The organism is Serratia sp. FDAARGOS_506 (genome assembly GCF_003812745.1).
In the GTDB taxonomy this organism is placed as follows: Bacteria; Pseudomonadota; Gammaproteobacteria; order Enterobacterales; family Enterobacteriaceae; genus Serratia.
Genome location: NZ_CP033831.1, coordinates 3050429 through 3076823 on the forward strand (window position 1 = coordinate 3050429; position 26395 = coordinate 3076823).

The 26395-nt window shown below is 61.1% G+C and carries 28 protein-coding genes and 1 other annotated feature; of the genes, 11 read left to right on the plus strand and 17 right to left on the minus strand.

Annotated features, from left to right (window positions below):
* Positions 1-5: 5 nt before the first annotated feature.
* The 6 genes from hisH to hisL all read right to left on the minus strand — a co-directional run bounded on the left by hisH (position 6) and on the right by hisL (position 5176).
* Positions 6-596 (minus strand): imidazole glycerol phosphate synthase subunit HisH, encoded by a 591-nt coding sequence (gene hisH, locus EGY12_RS14800; RefSeq protein ID WP_033637766.1) that lies wholly within the window; start codon positions 594-596, stop codon positions 6-8.
* A complete protein-coding gene (gene hisB / locus EGY12_RS14805; RefSeq protein ID WP_123894428.1) occupies positions 596-1663 on the minus strand; it encodes a bifunctional histidinol-phosphatase/imidazoleglycerol-phosphate dehydratase HisB in 1068 nt (355 codons plus the stop codon). Before hisB ends, hisH begins: the two co-directional genes overlap by 1 nt.
* Positions 1660-2748, minus strand: a complete 1089-nt coding sequence (gene hisC / locus EGY12_RS14810) for a histidinol-phosphate transaminase (protein WP_123894429.1) — start codon at positions 2746-2748, stop codon at positions 1660-1662. The genes hisB and hisC overlap by 4 nt, the downstream gene beginning before the upstream one ends.
* Complete coding sequence (gene hisD / locus EGY12_RS14815) at positions 2745-4052, minus strand: histidinol dehydrogenase (protein WP_039566788.1); 1308 nt, start codon at positions 4050-4052, stop codon at positions 2745-2747. Before hisD ends, hisC begins: the two co-directional genes overlap by 4 nt.
* A 4-nt stretch (positions 4053-4056) precedes the next feature.
* Positions 4057-4956 carry an ATP phosphoribosyltransferase gene (gene hisG, locus EGY12_RS14820; protein ID WP_123894430.1) on the minus strand — a complete coding sequence of 300 codons (900 nt, stop codon included), beginning with the start codon at positions 4954-4956 and terminating at the stop codon, positions 4057-4059.
* A gap of 70 nt (positions 4957-5026) precedes the next feature.
* Positions 5027-5153 (minus strand) — a sequence feature (His leader region).
* A complete protein-coding gene (gene hisL / locus EGY12_RS14825) occupies positions 5129-5176 on the minus strand; it encodes a his operon leader peptide (RefSeq protein WP_100396937.1) in 48 nt (15 codons plus the stop codon). It overlaps the preceding feature by 25 nt.
* Positions 5177-5402: 226 nt before the next feature.
* On the opposite strand from hisL, the gene EGY12_RS14830 reads away from it, so the two are divergent.
* Positions 5403-6227, plus strand: a complete 825-nt coding sequence (locus EGY12_RS14830) for an SDR family oxidoreductase (RefSeq protein ID WP_015377257.1) — start codon at positions 5403-5405, stop codon at positions 6225-6227.
* A gap of 15 nt (positions 6228-6242) precedes the next feature.
* On the opposite strand, the gene EGY12_RS14835 is transcribed toward EGY12_RS14830, so the two are convergent.
* Entirely contained in the window at positions 6243-7127 is an 885-nt protein-coding gene (locus EGY12_RS14835) for a LysR family transcriptional regulator (RefSeq protein ID WP_123894431.1), read from the minus strand.
* Between the two features lie 137 nt (positions 7128-7264).
* On the opposite strand from EGY12_RS14835, the gene EGY12_RS14840 reads away from it, so the two are divergent.
* Complete coding sequence (locus EGY12_RS14840; RefSeq protein ID WP_123894432.1) at positions 7265-8455, plus strand: MFS transporter; 1191 nt, start codon at positions 7265-7267, stop codon at positions 8453-8455.
* On the opposite strand, the gene EGY12_RS14845 is transcribed toward EGY12_RS14840, so the two are convergent.
* Positions 8446-9351 (minus strand): LysR family transcriptional regulator, encoded by a 906-nt coding sequence (locus EGY12_RS14845; RefSeq protein WP_123894433.1) that lies wholly within the window; start codon positions 9349-9351, stop codon positions 8446-8448. The two genes, EGY12_RS14840 and EGY12_RS14845, sit on opposite strands and share 10 nt — an antisense overlap.
* A gap of 249 nt (positions 9352-9600) precedes the next feature.
* Here EGY12_RS14845 and speB point away from each other — a divergent pair, with 249 nt between their 5' ends.
* The 3 genes from speB to EGY12_RS14860 all read left to right on the plus strand — a co-directional run bounded on the left by speB (position 9601) and on the right by EGY12_RS14860 (position 12900).
* Complete coding sequence (gene speB, locus EGY12_RS14850) at positions 9601-10533, plus strand: agmatinase (protein WP_123894434.1); 933 nt, start codon at positions 9601-9603, stop codon at positions 10531-10533.
* A 77-nt stretch (positions 10534-10610) separates the two neighbouring features.
* The gene (locus tag EGY12_RS14855) at positions 10611-11996 is read left to right on the plus strand and encodes a sodium:solute symporter (RefSeq protein WP_123894435.1); all 1386 of its coding nucleotides are present in this window, start codon (positions 10611-10613) and stop codon (positions 11994-11996) included.
* A gap of 94 nt (positions 11997-12090) precedes the next feature.
* Positions 12091-12900: a nitrilase-related carbon-nitrogen hydrolase gene (locus EGY12_RS14860; protein WP_123894436.1), complete on the plus strand. Its 810-nt coding sequence runs from the start codon at positions 12091-12093 to the stop codon at positions 12898-12900.
* A 62-nt stretch (positions 12901-12962) separates the two neighbouring features.
* Here the strand turns inward: EGY12_RS14860 and EGY12_RS14865 are convergent, their stop codons facing one another.
* A complete protein-coding gene (locus EGY12_RS14865; RefSeq protein ID WP_055312326.1) occupies positions 12963-13946 on the minus strand; it encodes a magnesium and cobalt transport protein CorA in 984 nt (327 codons plus the stop codon).
* Positions 13947-13965: 19 nt separating this feature from the next.
* Positions 13966-14385, minus strand: coding sequence for a GNAT family N-acetyltransferase (locus EGY12_RS14870; protein WP_123894437.1), 420 nt, complete (start codon positions 14383-14385; stop codon positions 13966-13968).
* Between the two features lie 130 nt (positions 14386-14515).
* Here EGY12_RS14870 and EGY12_RS14875 point away from each other — a divergent pair, with 130 nt between their 5' ends.
* Positions 14516-15616 carry a PQQ-dependent sugar dehydrogenase gene (locus tag EGY12_RS14875; protein ID WP_123894438.1) on the plus strand — a complete coding sequence of 367 codons (1101 nt, stop codon included), beginning with the start codon at positions 14516-14518 and terminating at the stop codon, positions 15614-15616.
* Positions 15617-15629: 13 nt separating this feature from the next.
* On the opposite strand, the gene EGY12_RS14880 is transcribed toward EGY12_RS14875, so the two are convergent.
* Positions 15630-16250: a glutathione S-transferase family protein gene (locus tag EGY12_RS14880; RefSeq protein WP_123894439.1), complete on the minus strand. Its 621-nt coding sequence runs from the start codon at positions 16248-16250 to the stop codon at positions 15630-15632.
* 89 nt (positions 16251-16339) lie between these two features.
* Complete coding sequence (locus EGY12_RS14885) at positions 16340-16996, minus strand: HAD family phosphatase (RefSeq protein ID WP_123894440.1); 657 nt, start codon at positions 16994-16996, stop codon at positions 16340-16342.
* 107 nt (positions 16997-17103) lie between these two features.
* Here EGY12_RS14885 and EGY12_RS14890 point away from each other — a divergent pair, with 107 nt between their 5' ends.
* Together EGY12_RS14890 and EGY12_RS14895 are read left to right on the plus strand one after the other, a co-directional pair.
* Positions 17104-17340 (plus strand): hypothetical protein, encoded by a 237-nt coding sequence (locus EGY12_RS14890; RefSeq protein ID WP_123894441.1) that lies wholly within the window; start codon positions 17104-17106, stop codon positions 17338-17340.
* Positions 17285-18307, plus strand: a complete 1023-nt coding sequence (locus EGY12_RS14895) for an isopenicillin N synthase family oxygenase (RefSeq protein ID WP_123895606.1) — start codon at positions 17285-17287, stop codon at positions 18305-18307. Before EGY12_RS14890 ends, EGY12_RS14895 begins: the two co-directional genes overlap by 56 nt.
* Before the next feature lie 59 nt (positions 18308-18366).
* On the opposite strand, the gene EGY12_RS14900 is transcribed toward EGY12_RS14895, so the two are convergent.
* Both EGY12_RS14900 and EGY12_RS14905 read right to left on the minus strand, forming a co-directional pair.
* The gene (locus EGY12_RS14900; protein ID WP_123894442.1) at positions 18367-19512 is read right to left on the minus strand and encodes a PLP-dependent aspartate aminotransferase family protein; all 1146 of its coding nucleotides are present in this window, start codon (positions 19510-19512) and stop codon (positions 18367-18369) included.
* Between the two features lie 12 nt (positions 19513-19524).
* The gene (locus EGY12_RS14905) at positions 19525-20892 is read right to left on the minus strand and encodes a cystathionine beta-synthase (protein ID WP_123894443.1); all 1368 of its coding nucleotides are present in this window, start codon (positions 20890-20892) and stop codon (positions 19525-19527) included.
* A 467-nt stretch (positions 20893-21359) separates the two neighbouring features.
* Here EGY12_RS14905 and EGY12_RS14910 point away from each other — a divergent pair, with 467 nt between their 5' ends.
* A complete protein-coding gene (locus EGY12_RS14910) occupies positions 21360-22565 on the plus strand; it encodes a serine hydrolase (RefSeq protein ID WP_172962928.1) in 1206 nt (401 codons plus the stop codon).
* A gap of 99 nt (positions 22566-22664) precedes the next feature.
* Here the strand turns inward: EGY12_RS14910 and EGY12_RS14915 are convergent, their stop codons facing one another.
* The 3 genes from EGY12_RS14915 to EGY12_RS14925 form a co-directional block, all read right to left on the minus strand.
* A complete protein-coding gene (locus EGY12_RS14915; protein ID WP_253722819.1) occupies positions 22665-23156 on the minus strand; it encodes a fimbrial protein in 492 nt (163 codons plus the stop codon).
* A gap of 19 nt (positions 23157-23175) precedes the next feature.
* Positions 23176-24093 carry a fimbrial protein gene (locus tag EGY12_RS14920; RefSeq protein ID WP_072269817.1) on the minus strand — a complete coding sequence of 306 codons (918 nt, stop codon included), beginning with the start codon at positions 24091-24093 and terminating at the stop codon, positions 23176-23178.
* A 133-nt stretch (positions 24094-24226) separates the two neighbouring features.
* Positions 24227-24559, minus strand: coding sequence for a hypothetical protein (locus tag EGY12_RS14925; RefSeq protein WP_123894446.1), 333 nt, complete (start codon positions 24557-24559; stop codon positions 24227-24229).
* A gap of 663 nt (positions 24560-25222) precedes the next feature.
* On the opposite strand from EGY12_RS14925, the gene EGY12_RS14930 reads away from it, so the two are divergent.
* Together EGY12_RS14930 and EGY12_RS14935 are read left to right on the plus strand one after the other, a co-directional pair.
* On the plus strand, positions 25223-25744 hold the full coding sequence (locus tag EGY12_RS14930) for a fimbrial protein (protein ID WP_025302212.1): 522 nt from the start codon (positions 25223-25225) through the stop codon (positions 25742-25744).
* 78 nt (positions 25745-25822) lie between these two features.
* Positions 25823-26359, plus strand: a complete 537-nt coding sequence (locus EGY12_RS14935) for a fimbrial protein (RefSeq protein WP_123894447.1) — start codon at positions 25823-25825, stop codon at positions 26357-26359.
* Positions 26360-26395: the final 36 nt, after the last annotated feature.

Consider the following 26395-nt stretch of genomic DNA (forward strand, 5'->3'; position numbering starts at 1 on the left):
GCTGCCTACATCTCCAGAAAGTTTTTCAACAGTTGCGCGCCGGCCGCTCCAGAACGTTCTGGATGAAACTGCACGCCGAAGAAGTTGTCTTTTTGCACGGCGGCGGTGAAGGGCTCGCCGTAGTTCGCCTGGGCGATGGTGCTGGGGCATATCGGCATCGCGTAGCTGTGAACGAAATAGAAGTAGGCGCCGTCATCGATGCCGCGGAACAGATGGTGGCCCGCCTGCGCGGACACCTGGTTCCAGCCCATGTGCGGCAGCGGCAGGCCGAAGTCGGTCATCTGCTTGACCGGCGTATCGATGAGGCCGAGCGTGGTCACGCCGCCGTTCTCTTCGCTGCTGGCCGCCAGCAGCTGCATGCCGAGGCAGATGCCCAGCACCGGCTGCGTGCAGGCCTTGATCAGTTCGATCAGATCGCGCTCGCGCAGTTGATCCATCGCCGCCTGTGCGGTACCGACGCCCGGCAGGAACAGCTTGTCGGCGCGCAGCACGATCTCCGGATCGCGGCTCACCTCCGGCTGATAGCCCAGGCGCCGCACCGCGTAGGTGACGGAGGCCAGGTTGGCGCAGCCGGTATCCAAAATCACCACGTTCATCACAGCACTCCTTTCGAGCTCGGCAGAGTATTGCCCTCGACGCGGATCGCCTGGCGCAGCGTGCGGCCAAACACTTTGAACAGGCTCTCGACCCGGTGGTGGTCGTTTTTGCCCTTGGTCTTCAGGTGCAGCGTGCAGCCCATGGTGTAAGAGAGCGAACGGAAGAAGTGCTCGACCATTTCGGTGCTGAGATCGCCGACGCGCTGATAGTTGAACTCGGCCTTGTACTCCAGGTGCGGGCGGCCGGAGATATCCAGCGCGCAGCGCGCCAGGCATTCGTCCATCGGCAGCACGAAACCGAAGCGGGCGATGCCGCGCTTGTCGCCGAGCGCCTTATTCAGCGCTTCGCCCAGCGCCAGACCGGTGTCCTCCACCGTGTGGTGATCGTCGATATACAGATCGCCTTTGACGTCGATCTCCATGCGAAAGCCGCCGTGGGTGGCGATCTGATCCAGCATGTGGTCGAAGAAGCCGACGCCGGTTTTGATCTTGCTGCCGCCTTCGCGATCCAGCCAGACGTTGACGTCGATCTGCGTCTCTTTGGTCACGCGGTTAACCCGCGCGTGGCGATCGCGCAGGGTCAGCTGGCGCACGATCTCTTTCCAGCCCAGCACGCCGCGTTGGTAGCGCAGCCCCTGGATGCCCATGTTTTCCGCCAGTTGCACGTCGGTCGGCCGATCGCCGATCACGTAGCTGTGGGCGGTATTCAGCACACCGGGTTCGAGGTAACCCTTCACCAGCGCGGTTTTCGGCTTGCGGCAGTCGCAGTTGTCCGCCGGCAGGTGCGGGCAGATCAGCACATCGGCGAACTGAATGCCCTGTGAGCTGAGGATCTGCATCATCAGGTTGTGCGGCGGATCGAAGGTTTCCTGCGGGAAACTGGCGGTGCCGAGCCCATCCTGATTGGTGATCATCACCAGCTGATACCCCGCCTGTTGCAGCGCCAGCAGGGAAGGGATCACGTCCGGCTCGAGCGCCAGCTTGTCCAGGCGGTCAACCTGGAAATCTTCCGGTGGCTCGGCGATCAGCGTGCCGTCACGATCGATAAAGAGGATTTTTTGGCTCACATTGGCTCCTGGCGAGTCTGGTTGGCGCCGGGCAGGGCGGACAAGGCGTCCACCACGCGTTGACATTCGTCGCGGGTGCCTATGGTGATGCGCAGGCAGCCGGACAACCCGGGCTGTTTGTTTTGGTCTCGTAAGATAATGCCCTGATCCCACAAGCTTTTAAACACATTACTTGAGGCGGTGAAGCGGGCCAGCAGGTAATTGCTGTCGCTGGCGAAAACCTGCTCGACGCAGGCGCATTTTTCCAGCTGTTGCTGCAGCCAGCTGCGGGTGGCGGCGATGTCGGTGACGCGCTGGCGCATGGCGCGGATACCTTCTTCGCTGAGCGCCTGCGCGGCGATATCCGCCACCGGCGTCGAAAGCGGGTAAGGCGCGATCACCTTCAGCAGCAGGGCGATCAGATCTTCGTTGGCGAGCGTAAAGCCGCAGCGCAGGCCTGCCAGCGCAAAGGCCTTCGACAGCGTGCGCAGGATAGCCAGGTGCGGATAGTCGCTCAACCACCCGGCCACCGAGGCCTGCGGGCAAAACTCGATATAGGCTTCGTCCACCGCGACGATGGCCTTGCCTTTGGCCAGCTCCAGCAGGCTGCGCAGAGAGTCAGGGTCGATCAGGTTGCCGGTCGGGTTGTTCGGGCTGCAGACGTAGATCAGCTTCACGTTGTCCATGCTGTCTGCGATGGCCGGCAGATCCAGCTGCCAGTCTTCTTTGGCGGCCACGGTGCGGCGCTCCACGCCGAAGGTTTCGGCGCTGACGGCGTACATGCCGTAGGTCGGCGGGCAGAACAGAATGGCGTCTTTACCCGGCTCGCAGAAGGCGCGGATCAGCAGCTCGATGCCTTCATCGGCGCCGCGGCTGACCAGCACCTGCTCTTTCTTCACCCCGGCGTAGGCGGCGTAGCGTTCGATCACCAACGCCGGCTGGCACTCCGGATAGCGGTTGAAGGTTTGCGCGGTCAGCTGGAACTCGGGCGCGATCGGGTATTCGTTGGCGTTGAGCCACACATCGCCCTTACCGCCGAGGCGGCGCGCCGATTGATAAGGGGTCAGCTCGCGAACGTTGGCGCGCGCCAGTTTCTCGATGCTCATGCTTGCTCCTTCAGGGCGGCGACGCGCAGGGTCACGGCGTTCTTGTGGGCGATCAGCTGCTCGGCGGCAGCCAGCGTCTCGATGGTGGCGGCCAGGTTGCTGAAGCCCTGCGGCGTCAGCTCCTGCACCGTCATGCGTTTTTGAAAATCGGCCAGCCCCAGGCTGGAGCAGGTGGCGGTGTAGCCGTAGGTCGGCAGCACGTGGTTGGTGCCGGAGGCGTAATCGCCGGCGGACTCCGGCGACCAGTCGCCGAGGAACACCGAACCGGCGCTGGTGATGCCGTCCACCAGCTCGCGCGCATTGCGGGTCTGAATGATCAGGTGCTCCGGGCCGTAGCGGTTGCTGATGGCCACGCACTCTGGCAGATCGCGCGCCACGATCAGGCGGCTGCTCGCCAGTGCCTGGCGGGCGGTCTCGGCGCGCGGCAGCTCGGCCAGCTGGCTTTCCACCGCTTCGGCCACTGCCTGCGCCATTGCCGCGTCCGGCGTCAGCAGGATCACCTGCGAATCCGGGCCATGTTCGGCCTGCGACAGCAGATCGGAAGCGACGAACGCCGGGGTGGCGCCGGCGTCGGCGATCACCAGCACCTCCGAAGGGCCGGCCGGCATGTCGATAGCCGCGCCGTCGAGGCGCTGGCTGACCTGCCGCTTGGCTTCGGTCACGAAGGCGTTGCCCGGCCCGAAGATTTTCGCCACGCGCGGTACGCTTTCGGTGCCGAACGCCAGGGCGGCGATCGCCTGCGCGCCCCCGACCTGAAACACTTCCTGCACGCCGCACAGCTGCGCCGCATACAGGATCTCATCGGCGATCGGCGGCGGCGAGCACAGCACCACCCGGCGACAACCGGCGATGCGCGCCGGCGTCGCCAGCATCAGCACGGTGGAGAACAGCGGCGCCGATCCACCGGGAATATACAGGCCCACCGAGTCGATTGGGCGGGTCACCTGCTGGCAGCGCACGCCCGGCTGCGTTTCGACGTCTACCGGCGGCAGTCGCTGCGCGTTGTGGAAGGTGTCCACGTTGGCGACGGCCACCGCCATCGCCTGTTTGATGTCATCGCCCAATCGGGCGCAGGCGGCGGCGATCTGCTCGGCGCTGACGCGCAGCGCGGCGACTTCCGCCTTGTCGAAACGGGCGCTGTAGTCGCGCAGCGCCCGATCGCCGTTGGCCTTCACGTTGTCGAGGATCTCGCTCACCGTGCGGGTGATGCTGTCGGAAGCGGCGATTGCCGGGCGCATCAGCAGCTCGGCCTGGCGTTCGGCGCTGCACGTTGCCCAATCGATCGGCGTGTTGAAGGTCGACATGGCGTTACTCCATCATCTTTTCAATCGGCAGCACCAGAATCGAGCTGGCGCCGAGCGCTTTCAGTTTTTCCATGGTTTCCCAGAACAGGGTTTCGCTGCTCACCATGTGCATCGCCACGCGGTTCTGCGCGCCGGCCAGCGGCAGAATGGTCGGGCGCTCGGCGCCCGGCAGCAGCGCGACGATCTCGTCCAGCTTCTCGCTCGGCGCGTGCAGCATGATGTATTTGGATTCACGTGCCTGGATCACGCCCTGAATGCGGGTCATCAGGCGATCGATCAGCTGCTGTTTGGCTTCCGGCATGTCGCCGTCGCGCTGGATCAGGCAGGCCTTGGAGCGGTAGATCACTTCCACTTCGCGCAGGCCGTTGGCCTCCAGCGTGGCACCGGTGGAAACCAGATCGCAGATGGCGTCGGCCAGGCCGGCGCGCGGTGCCACTTCCACCGAGCCGTTCAGCAGGCAAGATTTAAAGCGCACGCCCTGCTTGTCGAGGTATTGCTTCAGCAGGTGCGGGTAAGAGGTGGCGATGCGGGCGTCCTGCAGGCTTTGCGGGCCGGCGTATTCGGCGTCGAGCGGGGTGGCCAGCGACAGGCGGCAGCCGCCGAAATCGAGGCGGCGCAGGGTGAAGTAACGCGGGTCCTCGCCCTGAGCGCGGCGGCTGAGCAGCTCTTCTTCCAGCACGTTTTCGCCGATGATGCCCAGATCGACCACGCCGTCCATAACCAGGCCCGGAATGTCGTCGTCGCGCACGCGCAGGATATCGATCGGCATGTTCTCGGCGAAGGCGATCAGGCGCTGTTGCTGCAGGTTGATCTTGATGCCGCAGCGCGCCAGCAGCTCCTGGGATTCATCGCTCAGGCGGCCCGACTTCTGCATTGCGATCCGTAAACGTGTCTTGTCCAGCATGGTAACCTCTGTTTAATCTGTAATTTTATGAATTTATTGTAAAAACTATTCTTTCTGTCTGTCCGGAGCCAAAAAAAAACCCTCGGAAGAAATCTTCCGAGGGCTCTCTCTTGCGTTCTGCGCGCCACTGGAAGATTAACAAACCGTCTTCCAGCACACATCGCCTGAAAGACTAGTCAGGGTGATGGTGATGATGGTGGTTGAACTGAACGCGTGTCATGATGTTTTCTCTAATCAAAGCCGGTAAAAACCGTATGCCAATTAAGCTAAACTATCCGCTGTCCACCGCGCAACCCTTTTTTAACGTCATAAATTTAATTTATTGAAACAGGTTAGGTTATTAGCCACAGACGGCTTTACCTAACCTTAAGCCGGGCAGATTGTATCGCCGTGCACAGTGGCGTAGCCTTAGGGGTAGGCGCTGCGATCTTCAGGAGAGGAAGAGGATGAAAAAGGTAGCCATTATTGGTTTGGGTTGGCTGGGCATGCCGTTGGCGCTGTCGTTGATGGGCCGCGGGTATGACGTGGTCGGCAGTAAAACCACCCCGGACGGCGTCGAGGCCGCGCGCATGAGCGGCATCGAATGCTATCAACTGGAGCTGACGCCCGAGCTGGTGTGCGATCCGGACGATCTGGAATCGCTGCTGCGCGTGGACGCGCTGGTGGTGACGCTGCCCGCTCGCCGCACCGTCGAAGGCAGCGAGAACTATTTCAATGCGGTGCGCATGCTGGTGGACAGCGCGATGGCCTTCGGCGTGCCGCGGGTGATCTTCACCAGTTCCACTTCGGTGTACGGCGAAACCGCCGGCACGCTGCGCGAAGAGTCGCCGCTGCGGCCGGTCTCGCCATCGGGCCGGGTGCTGGCCGAGCTGGAGCGCTGGCTGCATGAATTGCCGAACACCTCGGTGGACATTCTGCGGCTGGCGGGGCTGGTGGGCGCCGATCGCCACCCCGGCCGCTTCCTGGCGGGAAAACTCGACGTGAAGGGCGGTTCGCAGGGGGTGAATCTGGTGCACCAGGACGACGTCATCGCTGCCATCCAACTGCTGCTGAAGCTGCCGAAGGGCGGCCACGTGTACAACCTGTGCGCGCCGCGTCATCCGGCCAAACGCGAATTTTATCCGGCGCTGGCCGAGCAGCTGCACCTGGAGCCGCCGCAGTTCGCCGACGAAGCGGAGCAGGATGAACGTCTGGTGGACGGCAACCGCATCTGCAACGAGCTGGGTTTTGAGTACCAGTATCCCGATCCGGCGCGCATGCCGGTCAGTTAAGGCGGCACACGTCGTTTAAAGCGGGAAAAGGTGGCTCGTCACAAAGTCGACGAACAGCCTGATTTTGACTGACAGGTGGCGGCCCGACGGCCAGAGGACATGAAAAACCATGTTCTCGCGGTTGTATTCATCCAGAACCGTCACCAGGCTGCCCTGTTCCAGCTGTCTGCGCACGGCGATCTCCGGCAAATAAGCAATGCCTAGCCCTTGTTCCGCGAAGCACACCTGCGGATCGAGAGTGTTTGTCACCATGCTGGCCGGCCGTTCGGGGATCATCTCCGTTTTGTCTCCCAGCGGCCAAACATCCAGTTTGCCGGTGCTGGGAAATCGATAATGCAAACGGGCATGGCTTGTCAGATCCTCGGGTTTGCACGGCATACCCGCTTTGCTGAAATAGCCCGGCGAACCAACGAAAACCTTGCGGCAGGCACCCAGCCGGCGGGCAACCAGCCGCGAGTCACTCGGGGTTCCGCTGCGGATAACGGCATCGAAACCTTCCTCAATCACGTCAACCAGCCGATCCGAATAATCAATATCCAGCTCGATCTCAGGATAGCGGCGCTTGAAGTCCCCCAGTTTTGGCATGAAAAGCGTGCCCAGCGACGGGAGACTGATGCGCAGCTTGCCCTGAGGCGTTCCCCGCGTTTGCAACAGTTCGGCTTCCGCCTCTTTCACCTCGCTCAAAATGCGTCGGCACCTTTCCAGGAACAAGGCGCCTTCCGGCGTCAGGTTGACCGTGCGGGTGGAACGGTGAAACAACCGCACGCTGAGCCGTTCCTCCAGCCGGGCGATGGTTTTGCTGACCGCCGACGCGGAGATCCCCAACTGTTGCCCGGCCGCCGTGAAACTGCGGCTTTCACTGACCCGCACGAAAACGTCGAGAGAACCCAAGCTTTCCATAGGCTTCCATTCTATTGATGACCTTTATGTCATGAGTGTTGTTCACTTTAGCCTGTTTTTCTTTTATCGGCGAGTGGGCAGCATGATGCAAACGTCATCCGCAATGGGCGGAAAGATCTTTGAATGGGGAGTGATTGATGAATCAAACGACGATATCTGCGCCTGCCGGGAGCAGCGAGCGGTTGCCGCTGGGGGGCCTGCTGGCATTGGCGATGGCCGCTTTCATCACGCTGCTGACCGAGATCATGCCCGCGGGCGTGCTTTCTTCGATAGCGGGCGATTTGAACGTATCTGAAAGTCTGGCGGGGCAGTTCATCACCGCCTATGCGGTGGGGGCGTTGGTCGCCGCCATTCCGCTCACTGCATTGACGCAGGGCATGCGGCGCCGCCCCTTGCTCTTGAGCGCGATCGGTGGTTTTGCCATCGTTAACCTCGTCACGGCGCTGTCGCATGATTACCACGTCTCATTGGCGACGCGTTTCTTCGCCGGCGTTTTCGGCGGCATCGTTTGGTCCTTGCTGGCCGGTTACGCCGTGCGCATGTCACCGGCCCATCTTGGCGGCCGCGCTATTGCGATCTCCGGCGCCGGTGCCACCCTGGCGCTGGTGCTTGGCGTACCGCTCGGCACGTTGCTTGGCCGAGCCATCGGCTGGCAGGGCGCCTTTGGTCTGATGACGGTGATGGCGCTGATGCTCGTGGTGTGGATCATCGCCATCGTGCCGGATTTCCCCGGCCAGGCTAAGGCCCATCGCCCGTCTCTGAGCGGCGTATTCTTGCAATGCGGGATCCGCGCCGTGCTGTTCGTGGTGTTCACCTTCATCGTTGCCCACAACATTCTGTATATCTACCTGGAGCCTTTCCTCAAGCCGTCGGGGTTATCCGAGCGGGTCGATATCGTGCTGTTTATCTTCGGGCTGGGCGCGATTGCCGGATTGGGCGTCGCCGGGATGCTGGTCGATCGACGAGTCCAATCTCTTACGGTAATGAGCATCGTCACCTTTGCCCTCGCCGCCGTGCTGCTGGGGAGTGGGGGACGGATAGCCCCGATGGTTTATCTCGCGGTCGCCTTGTGGGGCGCGGCTTTCGGCGGTTTCGCCACCCTCACGCAGACGGCATTGTCACGCCTTTCCGGACGCGCGGCCGACGTTGCGCAGTCCATGTATACGACGGGCTGGAATACCGCCGTGGCCGCCGGTGGCGCGATCGGCGGTATGCTGCTCGACAAGGGCGGGGTGACCTCTTTTGCCTGGGCCATCATCGGGCTCCTCATCCTGTCTTTAACCGGCACGTTGTTTGCCATGAATCGGGCGCTGGCCTCTCAGCGATGAGGCGATTGGCGTGCGGCGCGCGCCAAATCTTCCAGCAGCGCGTTCAACGCCTCGTCGGGCTGGACAGGGCGGCTGACCAGGCTGAGCGTGGCGCGGTAAGAGAGCGCCGCGCCGCCCAGCTGCCGCAGCAGCCCCTGTTCCACCCAGCGCGCCGCGTAGTGGGTGGGCAGATAGCCAAGACAGGAGCCGCTCAGCACCAGATGGGCGACGCTTTCCATATGGTGGGCCACCGCAGCCAGGTGAGGCGGCGCGATCGGGCACAGCTGCTGCGCCAGCAGGTAGCCGCGCTTGACCCAGCGTGCGTTTTCAATCTGCTCGCGATCGGGGGCCTCCACCGCGAACAGCGGGTGATCCGCGCTGCAGTAGATCGCCTGCGTCTCCTCCAGCCACGGTTGATAGCGCAACGCCTCCAGCTGTTGGCCGAAGTAACCGATGCCCAGATCGAGCTGCCGGTGCAGCAGCCCTTGCTCAATCTCGTTCGGCGAACAGATGCGGCACTGCAATTGCACATCCTGATGTCGGCGCTGGAAGTGTTTGATGGCCTGGCTGAACGGGTTGCCCGGCAGCGAAACCAGATTATCCACCAGACCGATCTGCAGATCGCCGGTCAGCAGGCCGTTCAGCGATTGGCTGACCCGGGTGAAGTCGCGGGCGGCGTTGAACAGCGAGCGGCAGGCGATCAGCATGCGTTCGCCCTTGGGCGTCAGCCGGAAACCGGATCGGCCGCGTTGACACAGACGAAAACCCAGCCGGGTTTCCAGCGAGGCCAAGTGGGTGCTGATGGTGGATTGGTTCATCAGCAGCGCTTCCTGCGCGGCGCTGACGCCCTGGGCTTCCGCCACCGCGACGAACACCCGCAGCAGTTTCAGATCGATATCGCTTAGGTTGGTGAGCATCTCCCCCTCCGCAAAACGTCGGCCGGTTAACCCATTTTTAACATCGAAGAAATAGGTGCCGCGCTGAAAATATGGCCTTCCTTATGGCATGAAATTGAAATAAAAATCAATACTTCAATGGGTTAGTTACATCGCGTTTTCCGATGTTTACATGTAAAAGCGGGAATGGTAGCCGAGGTAGCCAACGGGGTAGTCTGCGAATGTTGCTCAAATGTTTCAATTCATCGCAGATCAAGACAAGGAAACGCCATGCTGAACCAACCCCAAAGCGGCAACGACATGCCGCGCTTTGCCGGCCTCCCCACCATGATGCGCCTGCCAGCCGCCGAACAGGCACGCGGTCTGGATGCCGCCTTTGTCGGCATTCCGCTGGATATCGGCACCTCCAACCGCAGCGGCACCCGCTATGGCCCGCGCCAGATCCGCCAGGAGTCGGTGATGATCCGCCCTTACAACATGGGCACCGGCTCCGCCCCGTTCGAACGGCTGCAGGTGGCCGATCTGGGGGATGTCGCCATCAACCCTTACAGCCTGGCGGACAGCGTGCAGCGCATCGAGGCGGCTTACCACGAGATCCTGGCGCACGGCTGCATGCCGTTGACGCTCGGCGGCGACCACACGCTGACGCTGCCGGTGCTGCGCGCCGTCGCCCGTCGGCATGGCCCGGTCGGGCTGATCCACGTCGATGCGCATTCCGACACCAATGAGGAGATGTTCGGCGAACAGCTGGCGCACGGCACCACCTTCCGCCGCGCGTTCGAGGAGGGGCTGCTGGCGCCGGAAAAGGTGGTGCAGATTGGCCTGCGCGGCAGCGGTTATGCGGCGGATGACTTCGACTGGTCGCGCCGCCAGGGCTTCCGCGTGGTGCCGGCCGAGGCCTGCTGGCACCAGTCGCTGACGCCGCTGATGGCAGAGATCCGCGAACAGATGGGCAATGCGCCGGTTTACCTCAGCTTCGATATCGACGGGCTGGATCCGGCCTTTGCGCCGGGCACCGGCACGCCGGAGGTCGGCGGACTGTCGGTCTGGCAGGGGCTGGAGATCGTGCGCGGCTGCCACGGGCTGAAGCTGGTGGGCGGCGACGTGGTGGAGGTGTCGCCGCCTTACGATCGCTCCGGCAACACCGCGCTGCTGGCCGCCAACCTGCTGTTTGAAATGTTGTGCGTGCTGCCGGTCCGCTGAGGCCGGTGCGCTGACCCTACCGGCGGAGCGGTTGCGTCGGGGCCCCTGATAACAATAACAACGGAGTGGAGGTAGCCATGAATCTCGATCTGCTGGTCGTGGTGTTTTACTTTCTGGTGATAGGCGCGGTGGGGTGGATGGGCATTCGTCGCGCCAATTCCAAAGAGGCGTATCTGGTCGCCGGGCGCAATCTGGGGCCGGGGCTGTATCTGGGCACGCTGTCGGCGGTGGTGCTCGGCGGCGCGTCGACCATCGGCAGCGTCAAACTCGGCTACACCTACGGCATCTCCGGCGTCTGGCTGTGCGGCGCGCTTGGACTGGGCATTGTAGTGCTGAGCCTGGTGCTGGCCAAGCCGCTGCTCAAGCTGAAGCTCTATACCGTCAGCCAGGTGCTGTCGCGGCGCTATCACCCTGCGGCGCGGGTCACCAGCGGCGCGATCATGCTGGCGTATGATCTGATGGTGGCGGTGACCTCGATCATCGCCATCGGCAGCGTGATGCAGGTGATGTTCGGCCTGTCGTTCAGCGCGTCTATTCTGCTCGGCGGCGGGCTGGTGGTGCTGTATTCGACGCTGGGAGGCATGTGGTCGCTGACGCTGACCGACATCATTCAGTTCATCATCATGACCGTCGGCATGATGCTGGTGCTGATGCCGATGAGCATCGTCAAGGCCGGCGGCTGGGAGGCGTTCACCAGCTTACTGCCCGCCGGTTACTACCGGCTGTCGTCGATCGGGTTGGACACCATTTTGGTGTTCTTCCTGATCTACTTCTTCGGCATTTTGATCGGCCAGGACATCTGGCAGCGGGTGTTCACCGCCCGCAGCGCCAACGTGGCACGCTTCGCCGGGCTGGGTGTGGGCGTCTATTGCGTGCTGTACGGCGTGACCGGCGCGTTGATCGGTATGGCCGGCAAGATCGTACTTCCGTCGCTCAGCAACACCGACGGTGCCTTTGCCGCCATTGCGCAGGCGGTGTTGCCGGTCGGCGTCAGCGGGCTGGTGGCCGCCGCGGCGTTGGCGGCGCTGATGTCCACCGCCAGCGCCTGCCTGCTGGCCTCTTCCACCATCGCGTTGGAGGACGTATTGCCGGCCATTCGCCGTAAGCCTTCCGGCGGATTGGCCGCCGGACGCTTCACCACGCTTTTCATGGGTGCGGTCATGCTGGGGCTGGCGTTTGTGGTGCGCGACGTGCTGGCGGCGTTGACTCTGGCCTATAACCTGCTGGTGGGCGGCATGCTGATCCCGCTGGTGGGGGCGATCTTCTGGCCGCGCGCTACCAGCGCCGGCGCCATTGCCAGCATGCTGACCGGCAGCCTGTGTGTGGTGGGGCTGATGGTCTGGCACGGCATTGATGCCAACAGCCCAATCTACGGCGGGCTGCTGGGGGGCGGCGTCGCCTTCGTGCTGGGCAGCCTGTTGAGTCGCCCGGCGGTGCAGCTGCAGGCTCAAACCGAACGTTAAGGCGCGATCCCGGCTTTTAACACGGCGTCTTTACTGATTTACTGGGGAGCTGGGCGCATCGCCGCCCAGTCGGTTTAACGGTGAGGGATGAGTCATGGGGAAGATCAGCGTCGCATGCTGCCAGTTAGCGCTGCGGGTAGGGGAAGCGGAACATAATCGGGCGCTGTCTGCCCAGGCGATCCGCCAGGCGGCGCAGCGCGGCGCCAACGTCATCGTACTGCCGGAATTGGTGAACAGCGGCTACGTGCTGCGCGATAAGGCGGAGGCGCGGGCGTTGGCTGAGGCCGAAGACGGGCCTAGCCTCAGCCTGTGGGGAGCCCTGGCGCGAGAGTTGGATGTGGCGATCGTCGCTGGTTTCTGCGAGCGCCTGTCCGATGGCGAGGTGGCCAACAGCGCGGCATTGATCGATGCGCTGGGGGTGAGGGCGATTTATCGCAAAGCGCACCTGTGGCACGAAGAGAGTACCATCTTTACCGCCGGCGATCGGCCGCCGCCGGTCATCGAGACCCGCTTCGGCCGGTTGGCGGTGATGATCTGCTACGATCTCGAATTCCCGGAGTGGGTGCGGCTGCCGGCGCTGGCCGGTGCTCAGCTGCTGTGCGCGCCGGTCAACTGGCCGCTGGCGCCGCGTCCGCAGGGGGAACGACCGGCGGAAATGGTGAAGGCGCAGGCCAACGCCGCCGTCAATCGGCTGTTCATCGCGGTGTGCGACCGTTGCGAAACGGAGCGCGGCGTTGCGTGGATCGGCGGCTCGGTGATCGTCGATGCCGACGGCTATCCAATGACGCAGGGCCTGGCGGGCGAAGGCATGGTGCTGGCATCGATGGATATCGGCGCGGCCGATGACAAGCACATCGGCCGTCACAATCACGTGCATCGCGATCGGCGGCCGATGCTGTATTGAAGCGATGAGGCAGGTTGCCCCGCAGCGGGTTTTCACCGGCGGGTAACCTATCGCTTTGGCGTTTACAGCCAGCCCGATTTCTTCAGCTTCTGATACAGGAAAATGCAGCCGACGGCGGTCACACCCAGCGTGGCGTGATAGGCCCACGGGAACTTCAGCTCCGGCATGTCGGCGAAGTTCATGCCGTACAGGCTGAAGACCACCGTCGGGATGGCCAAAATCGCGCCCCAGCCCGCCAGCCGTTTCACCACTTCGTTCTGTTTGACCGTCACCAGCGCCAGGTTGACGTGCATGGCGTTGGTCAGCATTTCACGCATGTCGTCGATATTGCTGACCACCTGATGCGCGTGATCCTGCACGTCGCGCACGTAGGCGCGCAGCTCTTTCGGGATCACCTCTTCGTGCAGGCGGATCAGCTGGTTGCAGATTTCATCCATCGGCAGCGCGGCGTTGCGCAGCGCCAGCAGATGACGGCGCAGGGTATAGACGTTCTCGATCGCCGCCTGATCGAACTCCGATTGGAACATGTTGGCTTCGATGTTCTCAATGGTGCTCTCGAAACGCGCCACCACGCTGCGGTAGTTGTCCACCACAAAGTCCAATACCGAATAGAGGGCAAAGCCCGGCCCGCGGCACATCTGCTTGCGGTTCTCTTCCGCCTTGGCGCGGATCGGCGCGTAGCTGGGCGAGGCGCCGTGGCGCACCGTCACCAGAAAGTTTTTGCCGACGAAGAAGTGGGTTTCACCGTATTCGATTTCGTCGTGCTCGCCCCACTGCGCGGTTTTCACCACGATGAACAGCGAGTCGCCGTAGGTTTCCAGCTTCGGCCGCTGGTGTGCGCACAGCGCGTCTTCGATCGCCAAATCGTGCAGGCCGAACTCCTCCTGCACCTTGCGCATAAACGCCGGCTCCGGCTGCCGAAGCCCCAGCCAGACAAAGGTGTCCGGCTGTTTGACCACCTCGCTGATATCGTCGATGGTCACTTCGCCCAGCCGTTGGCCGGCTTTGTACGCTACACAGTTCACCACCATGCTTTTGCTGTCCATCCGTCCATCCGTCCATCCATTAATCAGTCAGAGTTTTGGTGAGAAAATAACACTCATGTTCCACCGGATAATCTTTCAGCGTCATTTGCAGCTGATAGCCGAGTTTTTCGTAGAACGGCCGCGCCTGGAAGCTGAAGGTATCCAGGCGAGCGTAGCGGCAGCCGCGCGCCTGCGCCTCGTGTTCGGCGGCACGCATCAACCGGCCGCCGAGGCCGCTGCCGCGCTGGGAGTCCGCCACCCACAGCCACTCGACGCTCAGCCAGTTGCCCCAGGTTTCGGCGGTCAGCCCGCCGATCACCGTGCCGGCCTCGTCGCGCGCATAGACGCTGAGCGGCTTGCGGTGACGGGCGTCGATATGCGGCAGGTTGTAAGCGCGCAGGCCTTGCCTGATTGCATCGAGGGTGTGTTCATCAATCGCGTCGGTAACGGTAATGTCCATGATTCCTCCTGGGTGATGCGTTAACTTAAGCACACTGCGGCCAAAAGGCAACCTGTTGAAATGTAATGCAAACGACCGCGCCCGCTGAGTGGGCTACACTAAACGGGTCATTTCCCCCCAGGAGGATGCCATGCCCCGATTGACTTTGCTGGCCGGTTTGCTGCTGTGCAGCGGCCTGCTGCACGCCGCGCCGACGGTCAGCCAACTGCAGGACGGCCTGGAACACCCGTGGTCGCTGGCCTTTTTGCCGGCGGAACAAGGCTTGCTTATCACCGAACGGCCCGGTCGGCTGCGGCTGTGGCAGCAGGATAAAGGCCTGTCGCCGCCGATCGCCGGCGTGCCTCAGGTTTATGCCCAGGGACAGGGTGGCCTGCTGGAGGTGTTGCCGGCGCCCGACTTCGCCGCCAGTCGCCGGGTGTACCTCAGCTTCGCCGAACCGGGCGAGGGCGGCAAAGCCGGCACGGCGGTCGGCTATGGCCGTTTGAGCGAAGACGGCGGACGGCTGGAAAACTTCAAGGTGATCTTCCGCCAACTGCCCAAGCTGTCGGTCGGCAATCACTTCGGCGGCAAGCTGGCGTTCGATCGTCAGGGCTACCTGTTTATCGCGTTGGGCGAAAACAACCAGCGGCCGACGGCGCAGGAGACCGATAAGCTGCAGGGCAAGCTGGTGCGGCTGACTGCCGAAGGCGCGGTGCCGCCGGACAACCCCTGGGTTGGCCAAGCCGGCAAACGGCCGGAGATCTGGTCTTACGGCCACCGCAATCCGCAGGGGTTGGCGCTGAACCCGTGGAGCGGCGCGATCTGGGAACATGAGCACGGCCCGCGCGGCGGCGATGAGCTTAACATCCCGCGGCCGGGTAAAAACTACGGCTGGCCGCTGGCCACCTACGGCATCAATTATTCCGGCCAGCCGATCCCGGAGGCCAAGGGGGATCGGGTGCCCGGCACCGAACAGCCGCTGCACTATTGGCGGGTTTCGCCCGGCCTGAGCGGCATGGCATTTTATGACGGGCAGCGCTTCCCCGCCTGGCGGCACTCGCTGTTCATCGGCGCGCTGGCGCAAAAGGAGCTGATTCGCCTGACGCTGGAAGGCGACAAGGTGGTGGCGGAAGAGCGGCTGCTGGGTGACCGCGGCGAGCGTATTCGCGAGGTGCGCAGCGGGCCGGATGGTTATTTGTATTTGCTGACGGACGAGCGGGACGGCAAGCTGCTGAAAGTCGGGGCGTCGTAACGCCCCGCAGCGATCAGGTGAGTTCGCTCATCACGCCGCGCTGATAGGCCGGGCGAACGCGCAGCTGCTGATACCAGCGCTCCATGTTCGGCCGTGAACGGCGGGCGATCGGCATCTCGAACCAGGCGTAGGCGAAGCTGCCGAGCGGAATATCGCCGAAGCCGAATGCATCGCCGGAGAGGTAAGGCTGGCGTGCCAGCGTCTGTTCAATGACGTCGAAGTGTTTTTCCAGCGTGGCGATCGCCGCTTCGATTTTCGCCATGTCGCGCAACTCCGGCGCGGTGCGCACCAGGCCCCAAAAGACGATGGTGAAGGCCGGGACGATGGTTGAGGTCGTCCAATCCATCCACTTCTCGGCGGCGGCGCGCGCCTGCAGATCTTGCGGATAGAACGTTGCGTCGCCGAATTTCGCCGCCAGGTAGCGCACGATGGTGTTGGACTCCCACAGCACGAAGTCATCGTCCTGCAGCAGCGGCACCAGGCCGTTTGGATTCAGCGCGCGATAACTCTCTTCGTTCACCTTGCCGAACGCGCCGCCGGCGTTGATGTGGGTGTAGCTCAGCCCCAGTTCGGCGGCGCACCACAGCACCTTCCTGACGTTGTTCGAATTCTCACGACCCCAAATGGTCAGCATTGCACAACTCCATTAGTGGATTAAGGACCCTCTATACCTACGCCACAACGCGCTTTTTGTCACATCGCAGGGCACTTTTTGCCTGCCGCTCAGCGCTCCCAGCGGCACACTTCCCAGCCGTGCGCCGTCGCCAGCGCGCTCAGTTCGCTGTCGGGGTTGATCACCGTAGCGCTGTCGACGAATTGCAGCATCGCCTTATCGTTGAGGGAGTCGCTGTAGCCGTGGCTGTGTTCGAATTTCAGGTGCGGATGCTGCGCCAGCCAGTGTTGCAGCCGGATCACTTTGCCCTGTTGGTAGGTCATGGTGCCGTAGGTGTTGCCGGTGAAGCGGCCGTCGCTGATTTCCACGCCGATCGCCAGCGCATCGTCGGCGCCGAGCTGTTCGGCGATCGGCGTCACCAGGTGTTCGCCGGTGGCGGAGATCACCAGGATGCAGTCGCCGCGCTCGCGGTGCCACTGCAGGCGCTCACGGGCGGCGGGGTAGACGCGCGGCAGGATATCGCGGCGAATGTAGCGTTGCACCCAGCCGGCCACGGTTTGCACGCTCAGGCCGGTCAGCGGCGCCAGCGTGGCCTGCATGTAGTCCTCCATCGACAACTTGCCCTGATAATAGAGCTGCATCAGCTGCTGCTCTTGCAGCTCCAGCTCCGCCGGCGCGAAGCCCTGGCCGACCAGCCAGCGGATCCACAGGCTGGCGCTGTCATCGTCAATCAGGGTTTCATCCAGGTCGAATAAGGCTAAATCCATCAGTATTTCTCCGGCAGGCAGGGTATGAGGTCGTTTACAGGATAGCGGATAGCGCCCATCGCCAGCCAGCGGCGTCGGCGAAATTGCGCAGAGCATAAGAAACATTGATGACGGTTTTGCGACAGTTTGTTGAACGTTTGCATAACTTAGAACGCAACAATATTGGCCGCCCCGGCGAGCGCGGTGATAACTATGAGGCAAACGCAGCCACCCGCCGGGGAGAGACAATGTTGATTATTCGCCTGTACGGCAGCCCGATCGTGATCGGGGAAGAAGAGGAACCGCATGATGACGCATCTGACGACGCTGAAGACGCTGCCGCTGCTGGATCTTTCGCAGCTTGACGGCGATGCGCGCCGGCGGCGCGCCTTTCTTGACGATTTGCGCGCGGCGGCCTGCGACGTCGGCTTTTTCTATCTGCGTGGGCACGGCGTGGACGGCGCGCTGAATGCGCGGCTGCAGCAAGGGGCGCGGCAATTTTTCGCGCTGCCGGAAGCGGACAAATTGGCGGTGCAGATGGTGCATTCGCCGCACTTTCGCGGGTACAACCGGGCGGCGGCGGAGCTGACGCGTGGCGAGCCGGACTGGCGCGAGCAGTTCGATATCGGTGCCGAACGCCCTGCGCTAACGCTGTCTGACGACACCCCGCGCTGGGCGCGCCTGCAGGGGCCAAACCAGTGGCCGGCGGCGTTGCCGACGCTGAAACCGCTGCTGCTGCAGTGGCAGCAGGCGATGACCGCCATGTCGCTGCGGCTGCTGCGCGCTTTCGCTCTGGCACTGTCGCTGCCGGAGCAGGCTTTCGATCGCTTGTACGGCGATAAGCCCAACGAACACATCAAACTGATTCGCTACCCGGGGCGGGACACTACCGGCAGCGCACAGGGCGTCGGCGCGCACAAGGACTCCGGTTTTCTCAGCTTCCTGCTGCAGGACGAGCAAAAAGGGCTGCAGGTGGAGGTGAGCGAAGGGCGGTGGATCGACGCAGAGCCACGTGAAGACACCTTCGTGGTGAACATCGGCGAGCTGCTGGAGCTGGCGACCAATGGCTACCTGCGCGCCACGGTGCATCGGGTGGAAACGCCGCCGGCGGGGCGCGACAGGCTGTCGATCGCTTTCTTCCTCGGGGCGCGATTGGACGCGGTGGTGCCGTTGTATCGACTGCCGCCGCAGCTGGCGGCGCAGGCGCGCGGCCCGGCGAGCGATCCGCTCAACCCGCTGCTGCGCGACGTGGGGTATAACTACCTGAAAGGCCGCATCCGTTCCCACCCTGATGTGGCGCAGCGCTTTTATCGAGACGTCACCGGCGTCTGAACATCAGGCACAAAAAAGCCCGGCGCGCCGGCCGGGCTGATGGCGATTGATGCGGGCGATTATTCTGCCAGCGCCTGTTGCAGATCGGCGATCAGATCTTCCACATCCTCAATCCCCACCGACAGGCGCACCAGCTGCGGCGTGATGCCGGTTGCCAGGCGCTGTTCCAGCGGAATGGAGGCGTGCGTCATGCTGAAAGGCTGGCTGATCAGGCTTTCCACACCCCCCAAACTTTCCGCCAGGGTGAACAGGCGCGAGCGTTTGATGACCCGGCGTGCATAGGCGTCGTCGCCTTTCAGCCGTACCGCGATCATGCCGCCGAAGCGCGTCATCTGGCGTGCCGCCAGCGCGTGCTGCGGGTGGCTCGGCAGGCCGGGATAGTAGACGTTTTCCACCTGCGGCTGGCTCTCCAGCCACTGTGCGATGCGCAGCGCGCTGTCGCTGTGGCGCTGCATGCGCAGGGCCAGGGTGCGGATGCCGCGCAGCGTCAGGAAACTGCTGAACGGATCGAGAATGCCGCCGACTGCGTTTTGCAGGAAACCGAGCTGTTCAGCCAGCGCCGGGTTATCCCCCACCGCCGCGACGCCGGCCACCACGTCGGAGTGGCCGTTGAGGTATTTGGTGGCGGAGTGCACCACCACGTCAAAACCCAGATCCAGTGGACGCTGCAGATACGGCGAAGCGAAGGTATTGTCCGCCACGCTGATAAGCTGATGCTTTTTAGCGATCGCGGCGATGGCGCTCAGATCTGCCAGTTTCAGCAATGGGTTGGTCGGGGTTTCCACCCAGATCATTTTGGTATCCGGCTCGATCGCCTGTTCCAGCCCGGCGAGATCCGCCGGTGACACGTAGGTGACGCGCAGGCCGGCGGTGCGGCTGCGCACCTTTTCCAGCAGGCGATAGGTGCCGCCGTACAGGTCGTCCACCGCGATCAGGTGGCTGTCCTTATCGAGCAGCTCCAGCACCGTGGAACAGGCCGCCAGGCCGGAGGCGAAGGCGTAGCCGCGACTGCCGCCTTCCAGTTCGGCGATGGCGCTTTCCAGCGCGGTGCGCGTCGGGTTGGCGCTGCGGGAGTATTCGTAACCGGTATGCTCGCCCGGCGCCGGTTGGGCGTAGGTGGAGGTGGCGTAAATTGCCGGCATCACTGCGCCGGTGGCGTCCGGGGTGTAACCGGCGTGAACGGTCAACGTATCAAACTTGGCCATAATGGGTCCTTATTAACGTAATTTTTGGCGCCAGGCGTTTAGCACGTCTGTGCGGGTAATCAGGCCGAGGAAGCGCTCGCCGTCGAGCACCACTGCGACATGGCCATGGTTGAAGGTGGCCTGCAATTCTGCGTAGCCGGCTTCTTTTTGCAGCGTATGGACCCGCTTGGTCATTGCGCTGCTGGCCGGCAGGCTGAAGTGGGCGGCGTCGGCCTGGACGGCGTTCAGCAGATCCCACTCATCGATCAGGCCGACCACCCGATCGCCTTCCAGCACCGGCAGCTGCGAGATGTCGTACAGTCGCATGCGGGCGTGTACGATCGCCAAGGTGTCGTCCGGCGCGGCGGAAACGGCGGCGCCTTCGTCGTGGCGGTAGGCGATCAGATCGCGCAGATCGCCGTGCTGTGGCTTGCTCAGCAGGCCCTGCTCCAGCATCCAGTGGTCGTTATACATTTTAGACAGGTATTTATTGCCGCTGTCGCAGACGAAGGTCACCACTCGCTTGGGTTCGGTCTGTGCGCGACAGTAACGCAGTGCGGCGGCCAGCAAGGTGCCGGTGGACGAGCCGGCCAGCACGCCTTCCTTGCGCAGCAGGTCGCGCGCGGTGGTGAAGGCTTCTGCGTCTGCGATGCGATAAGCGTTGCGGACCTGGTTAAAGTCGCTGAGCGGCGGGACGAAGTCCTCGCCGATGCCTTCCACCAGCCAGCTGCCGGCTTCGCCGATGTGGCCGTTGTCGAGATAGTCCGCCAGTATTGAACCGGCAGGGTCGGCTAGCACGAATTCCGTCTGCGGCGAAACGTCGGCGAAATAGCGGCTCAGCCCGCCCAGCGTGCCGCCGGAGCCGACGCCGACCACGATAGCGTCAACGTCATGCTCCATCTGACGCCACAGTTCGGGCGCGGTGGTGGTGGTATGGGCCGCCGGGTTGGCCGGGTTGTTGAACTGATCGATATAAAAGGCGCCAGGGATCTCCCCGGCCAGGCGTTTGGCGTAATCCTGATAGTAAGCCGGATGCCCCTTGCCGACGTCCGAACGGGTCAGCAGCACTTCCACGCCGAGCGCGCGCAGGTGGAAGATCTTCTCGCGGCTCATCTTGTCCGGTACCACCAGCAGCAGCTTATAACCTTTCAGCGCCGCCACCAGCGCCAATCCCAGGCCGGTATTGCCGGCGGTGGCTTCGATGATGGTGCCGCCCGGCTGCAGCTTGCCGTCGCGCTCGGCCTGTTCGATCATCGACAGCGCCACGCGGTCTTTGATCGAACCGCCGGGGTTTTGATTCTCCAGCTTGACGAACAGCCGGCATGGGCCGGTATCGAACCGGGTCAGTTCCAGCATCGGGGTATTGCCAATCATCTCGATGACGGAATGGGGGATCGCCATGACTCATCTCCAGGATTATTCGGTATAAAAGTCGTTATATGGATGATAGCGCTGAAGATAAGCGCTTTAAAAAGAACAAATAACGGCTCTATATGCCATTATGGAATATATTAATCTTTTTTAGACGTATGGATGCGCAGATGTTTAGCGGTGCAGATGCTTGGATGTGTAGCCGTGGGTGGGTGTAAAAGTACGCTTTGCGATGCTTTTTTGAACGATAAACGGGAGCCTGCGTACAGTTATGTAAAAATGCTGAAAATTCACGCTAAACCCTGCAAAAATAAGATAAATCACATAAACTCACAGCAAGGGCATTTTCGGTACGTTGCGCTACCCGCTATGGGCGCCGCAGGGGGATTGCGGCCGACGCGCGCGCACCGGGCCACTCTCGCTGGTTGGCTTAAAACGTGAACATGTTTGAAAGTTAACGCTATTTCAATGGTTTGAATGGACACTCTGGCGACGTCATGATGAAAAAAAACTTATCCACTTCCCTGAAAAAACTGACCTTCAGCGTAGGCATCCTGTTGCTGGCCGCACCGGCCGTGCATGCGGCTGAGCCGCCGGCGCCGCCGCAGGTAGACGCCAAGGCCTTCATTCTGATGGATTACAACAGCGGCAAGGTGCTGACCGAAGGCAATGCCGACACCCGCCTCGATCCCGCCAGCCTGACCAAGATCATGTCCAGTTACGTGATCGGGCAGGCGATCAAGGCCGGCAAGATCAAGCCGGAAGACCTGGTCACCGTCGGTAAAGACGCCTGGGCACCCGGTAACCCGGCGCTGCGCGGTTCTTCGCTGATGTTCATCAAGCCGGGCGATCAGGTGCCGGTACTGGAGCTGAATAAGGGCATCGTGATCCAGTCGGGCAATGACGCCAGCATCGCGTTGGCCGACTATGTGGCGGGCAGTCAGGATTCGTTCGTCGGCCTGATGAACAACTACGCCAAATCCCTGGGCCTGCAGAATACCCACTTCCTGACGGTGCACGGTCTGGATGCGGAAGGGCAGTACAGCACCGCGCGCGACATGGCGCTGCTGAGCCAGGCGCTGATCCGCGACGTGCCGGACGAATACGCGCTGCATAAAGAAAAAGAGTTCACCTTTAACAAGATCCGCCAGATAAACCGCAACCGCCTGCTGTGGAGCAGCAATCTGAACGTCGACGGCATCAAGACCGGTTACACCAGCGGCGCCGGCCATAACCTGGTGGCATCGGCCACCGACGGCCCGATGCGCCTGATCTCGGTGGTGCTGGGCGCGCCGAGCGATCGCGTGCGCTTCAGCGAAAGCGAAAAGCTGCTGACCTGGGGGTTCCGCTTCTATGAAACCGCGACACCGATCAAGGCCGATAAACCGTTTGTCACCCAAAAAGTGTGGTTCGGCGACGTCAGCGAAGTGCCGCTCGGCGTAGCGAAAGATGCCTCGGTGACCATTCCGAAAGGGCAGATGAAAAATCTGAAGGCCAGCTACAAGCTGACCCAATCGACGCTGGAAGCGCCGCTGGCGAAAAATCAGGTAGTCGGCACCATCGATTTCCAACTGGACGGCAAAACCATCGAACAGCATCCGCTGGTGGTGATGCAAGAGGTGAAAGAGGGCAATTTCTTCAGCCGCATCTGGGATATGGTGATGATGAAGCTGAGCCAGTGGTTCGGCGGGATCTTCGGTTGAATGCCCTGATGTGAGAAGCGCGCCCCGGGCGCACGATTCTCGACTAAGCCGCAACTGAGACGTTGCGGCTTTTTTTCGCGCATCTGTGGGACGCAGTGATTAAAAGTAGTCCACCAGCATGGTGGCGCCGCTGGTGAAATCGCCTTCCGCCAGGGTGACGGTGCTGTTTTTCACCGGCACCGCATCAAGCGTCGGCGGGTTGGCGTAGTCGATGTTCAGCGGCGTATTGATGGCGAAGGCCTTACCGTTGGCCAACAGCTTGATGCCCAATCCATTGACGCTGCTGTTCAATACGCTGCCGTCGAAGGCTGCCGCGCTGCCCATGATCTTCATTTTCAGTTGGCGGTTGTTATCCAGAAACTCGCATTTGATGCTGTAATCGATGCGTTGCATATAGCGACTGCCGTCGATGCGCTTGATGCCGACCTTGCCGAAGTCGATATCGATGGTGCGCCCGTCGTTGATCACGCAAGGCGGAGGCGCTACCACGGTGGCGGTGATGTTAACCTTGGTACCCTGATCGACGGCCTGAACGGCGGCGCTAATCAGGCTCAGCGACCACAGCAGCGCGCAGTGCGTTTTTCTCGTCATGTCTATTCTGGCTCCTGTCTCAAGGTGCGCTGAAGATCAGCGTGGCCGAACCCGACAGTGGGCCGGTGGCGATGCTGGTATAAGGGACATTGTTCTTCACCGGCACAAAGGTCACGGTATCGTTACCCAAGCCGTTGACGATGCGCGTTCTGAAGGCATTGTTGGGCTTGACCACCGCCCCGTTGTACACCATGGCCACGCCGACGTTAGGGTTGCTGGTCTTGATAAAATCGCTGGAGAAGCCGCTGGCGTCGCTGACCATGCGGATCAGAATATCCTGCGTTGCGCTCTGGTCGTCGCATTGGTAGCTGAGCGCTTTGTCCTGTTTTATCTGGGCATCGCTGGCGCTTTGAGTCAGAAAGTCCTGACGGATCTGACCAAAGTCGACGTTAATCTGCTGGCCGTTGTTGATGGTGCAACTGGTGGTGACGAAGTAAGCGTCATTGTCGGCGATCAGGCGCCAGCGATAAACGCCGCACTGTGGGCAACCCGGCTGATCGTTGGTCTGAATAAAGTTGATTTGGCCGATGACGTCGCCCTTGTTCACCTTGATGTCCGGCGTTGGGAAACGGTTCAACACGATATAGACCCGGATGGCGACCGACTGAGTTTGCAGGTTGGTAAGACTGAGTACGCTGATACCGGATGGCACCGGTGAGTTGTAGTCGCTGCCGTTGATGGTGGTACCGCTGCCGATGGCGCCAAAAATCGCACTGTTCATCGACAGTGCCGGACTGTCGGTTTTGAGATAGTCATACCAGCTCGCGACGTCGTTTTTACAGGTGACTTGGCTGACGTTGACGATTTCGTTTTTGCCATAAGAAAGCTGTGGCCCGATGCGTACCCGGACGTCAACCGGCGTGGCCGAGCCCCCGGGGGGAATCAGTCCGCCATCGGACGTGCGGCAGGTAAATGCGTTGGCGTTGCCAAACAGCATGAAGAAAGATAATGCCAGGCAGCAACGTAAAAATAGCAGGGCTGTTTTTCTCACGATAATATCCCGATATATATAAATGGTGTGCGGCGTTACTCCGCAATGAAATATTGCCAATCAGGCCGGCTGGCCATATTTATTCCGTTAAAGGAGAGCCAGGTGCATCCTTGTTGGATATGCCGTTGTTATCGCCACCGTTCAGCAACGCGGTGGGATACCACCTCAACGAGTTGTTGATGGAGCCGTCCGTCACAATCACTTCTTGTCGGGCGACAAGTTCCAGCAATAACCGCCTGGCCCGGTAAACACCGACGTTGACGGCATTGGCCAGTTGCCGCGTCGATAGCCATTGCTGCTGTGGCGGCAGCCCGGCAACGGGGCATTGACGGGGCGACTGCGTGAATAATGTTTGCAGCAGATCGTGCTGCAATTGCCGTATTTCCTTTTGTTTCGGAGATAACGCTTCCATAGCACTTCCTCTGTATTCCGATTGCCGTATTCCTAAGAAAAAACAAACTTTCGCCGCCTACCAACAACGAGGTAAAACGCGAACAAAGAAAATTCCTATCTATTTATCAGGATTGAAAAAAAGGCGTTGCCCGCCCCGTTTTTACCTATGCCAAGGTATGGGGGCGTCATGCTGAAACCTAAAATTTTGGTTTATTATATTCACAAAACGCTACTTTGCGATCTGATTACTTGGGAATCTCAGAAAAACAGGATATTGCTCTATAAAAGCATCTTTTACGATCTATGAGCCTAAAAATAACAGTAAATTAACTTCAATTAGGAAATAAATTGCGAATGTTCACCTTGATCAAAAAAAGCCTTTTTTTGCTGAGAGGCATTTGCCAGAATATTCATCGCCGAACAGGAAGGGCGGGATGGAAAGTATTGGCCGCTGCTTGTTGTGATTTCGTTTATTTTTACGTGGCGAATTTATTAATGGGCGGGCCGCTACAAACTTACCGTTAGCGACGTATTTATTGTCGGTGCCTTTGGGTTTTGGCAGTTAACCAACCAGCAAGATGCTAAAGAATCAGGGCTGCGCACATATAAGCGCGAGCAGGCTTACTGTTGCTCTTTTTCTTGATTGGAATATGCATTTTTTCTTATAAGGAATATAGGTTCTATGAAACTTAACAAAATCATGATGGCTGCAGTGATTGCATTTGGCGCAAGTTCTTTTGCACAGGCAGCCGATCAGGGACACGGTAAGGTCACCTTCACGGGCTCTATTATTGATGCGCCATGCTCTATTGCGCCTGAGTCGATCGATCAGACCGTAGATCTGGGCCAGGTTTCCAACGTGGCGTTGAAAAACGGCGGCAAATCCAACCCGCGTCCGTTTGAAATCAAACTGGAGCAGTGTGATATCACCACGCTGAAAACCGTTAAAACCACCTTCAGCGGCGTAGCGTCGTCCACCGACAAGGATCTGTTGGGTATCGCGGGCACTGCCAGCGGCGCCGGCGTAGCCATCTCTTACAACGGTCAGCCGATCAAACTGGGTGAAGCGACTACCGCGCAGACCCTGAACACCGGCAACAACACCCTGCATTTCGCCGCCTACCTGCAGGGTGAAGGCGCTTCCGCTGCCATCGTTCCGGGCGATTTCACTGCCGTAGCCGATTTCACCCTGGCTTATCAGTAAGTGAGTCCGAAGGCTTAATCAACCAGGCATGGGGTTCGCCGCATGCCTGGTGAATCTCCCTGTCAAAGGAATGTCGCGATGTTTTTACCAAGGAATCGAGCGGGTGCCGTTCTTTTGGCGTCGTTGGCGTTTACGCCCGGCTATGCAACTTCCGCCGCGCAGGGGTGGGGCAAAGTCAACATGCACGGCGCCATTATCGACACTGCCTGCGCTATTGCCGCCGGCAGCCGCGATCAGACGATCGATATGGACACTATTCCTCTCGGGCAGATCATTCGTGACGGCCAGGGGATGACCAAACCTTTCAGTATCGAATTGGTCAATTGCATTTTGGAACGGCCGGAAAACAAGCCCGACTGGAAATTCTTTCAGGTCACGTTTGATGGCTATGCGGAAGGCGCTCTGTTTGGCGTACAGGGCGATGCGCGCGGCGTCGCATTGGAGATAAAAGACAGCAGCGGCACGGCGGTTATTCCAGGGAAACCTTTGCCGATGGAGGGAATAATACCGGGGAACCGAGTGCTGAATTATTCCATGACGTTGATGCCGAATCACCAGCCGTTGAAGGTGGGAGCGTATTTTTCCACAGTGCGTTTTAAGCTGGATTATTTTTGATTTTTTCTCGTACTGACGGTTAATTCGTTATTGAAA

Bases quoted from the DNA above. Each gene is read 5' to 3' on its own strand.
- EGY12_RS14895 (WP_123895606.1), top strand. From the start codon at position 17,285: ATGACGCATCTGACGACGCTGAAGACGCTGCCGCTGCTGGATCTTTCG.
- EGY12_RS14840 (WP_123894432.1), top strand. From the start codon at position 7,265: ATGAATCAAACGACGATATCTGCGCCTGCCGGGAGCAGCGAGCGGTTG.
- EGY12_RS14835 (WP_123894431.1), bottom strand. From the start codon at position 7,127: ATGGAAAGCTTGGGTTCTCTCGACGTTTTCGTGCGGGTCAGTGAAAGC.
- EGY12_RS14855 (WP_123894435.1), top strand. From the start codon at position 10,611: ATGAATCTCGATCTGCTGGTCGTGGTGTTTTACTTTCTGGTGATAGGC.
- hisG (WP_123894430.1), bottom strand. From the start codon at position 4,956: ATGCTGGACAAGACACGTTTACGGATCGCAATGCAGAAGTCGGGCCGC.
- EGY12_RS14875 (WP_123894438.1), top strand. From the start codon at position 14,516: ATGCCCCGATTGACTTTGCTGGCCGGTTTGCTGCTGTGCAGCGGCCTG.
- speB (WP_123894434.1), top strand. From the start codon at position 9,601: ATGCTGAACCAACCCCAAAGCGGCAACGACATGCCGCGCTTTGCCGGC.
- EGY12_RS14890 (WP_123894441.1), top strand. From the start codon at position 17,104: ATGACGGTTTTGCGACAGTTTGTTGAACGTTTGCATAACTTAGAACGC.
- EGY12_RS14870 (WP_123894437.1), bottom strand. From the start codon at position 14,385: ATGGACATTACCGTTACCGACGCGATTGATGAACACACCCTCGATGCA.
- EGY12_RS14935 (WP_123894447.1), top strand. From the start codon at position 25,823: ATGTTTTTACCAAGGAATCGAGCGGGTGCCGTTCTTTTGGCGTCGTTG.
- hisH (WP_033637766.1), bottom strand. From the start codon at position 596: ATGAACGTGGTGATTTTGGATACCGGCTGCGCCAACCTGGCCTCCGTC.
- EGY12_RS14860 (WP_123894436.1), top strand. From the start codon at position 12,091: ATGGGGAAGATCAGCGTCGCATGCTGCCAGTTAGCGCTGCGGGTAGGG.
- EGY12_RS14900 (WP_123894442.1), bottom strand. From the start codon at position 19,512: ATGGCCAAGTTTGATACGTTGACCGTTCACGCCGGTTACACCCCGGAC.
- EGY12_RS14880 (WP_123894439.1), bottom strand. From the start codon at position 16,250: ATGCTGACCATTTGGGGTCGTGAGAATTCGAACAACGTCAGGAAGGTG.
- EGY12_RS14920 (WP_072269817.1), bottom strand. From the start codon at position 24,093: ATGCTGTTTGGCAACGCCAACGCATTTACCTGCCGCACGTCCGATGGC.
- EGY12_RS14915 (WP_253722819.1), bottom strand. From the start codon at position 23,156: ATGACGAGAAAAACGCACTGCGCGCTGCTGTGGTCGCTGAGCCTGATT.
- EGY12_RS14865 (WP_055312326.1), bottom strand. From the start codon at position 13,946: ATGGACAGCAAAAGCATGGTGGTGAACTGTGTAGCGTACAAAGCCGGC.
- EGY12_RS14830 (WP_015377257.1), top strand. From the start codon at position 5,403: ATGAAAAAGGTAGCCATTATTGGTTTGGGTTGGCTGGGCATGCCGTTG.
- EGY12_RS14905 (WP_123894443.1), bottom strand. From the start codon at position 20,892: ATGGCGATCCCCCATTCCGTCATCGAGATGATTGGCAATACCCCGATG.
- EGY12_RS14845 (WP_123894433.1), bottom strand. From the start codon at position 9,351: ATGCTCACCAACCTAAGCGATATCGATCTGAAACTGCTGCGGGTGTTC.
- hisC (WP_123894429.1), bottom strand. From the start codon at position 2,748: ATGAGCATCGAGAAACTGGCGCGCGCCAACGTTCGCGAGCTGACCCCT.
- EGY12_RS14930 (WP_025302212.1), top strand. From the start codon at position 25,223: ATGAAACTTAACAAAATCATGATGGCTGCAGTGATTGCATTTGGCGCA.
- EGY12_RS14925 (WP_123894446.1), bottom strand. From the start codon at position 24,559: ATGGAAGCGTTATCTCCGAAACAAAAGGAAATACGGCAATTGCAGCAC.
- EGY12_RS14885 (WP_123894440.1), bottom strand. From the start codon at position 16,996: ATGGATTTAGCCTTATTCGACCTGGATGAAACCCTGATTGACGATGAC.
- hisD (WP_039566788.1), bottom strand. From the start codon at position 4,052: ATGTCGACCTTCAACACGCCGATCGATTGGGCAACGTGCAGCGCCGAA.
- EGY12_RS14910 (WP_172962928.1), top strand. From the start codon at position 21,360: ATGATGAAAAAAAACTTATCCACTTCCCTGAAAAAACTGACCTTCAGC.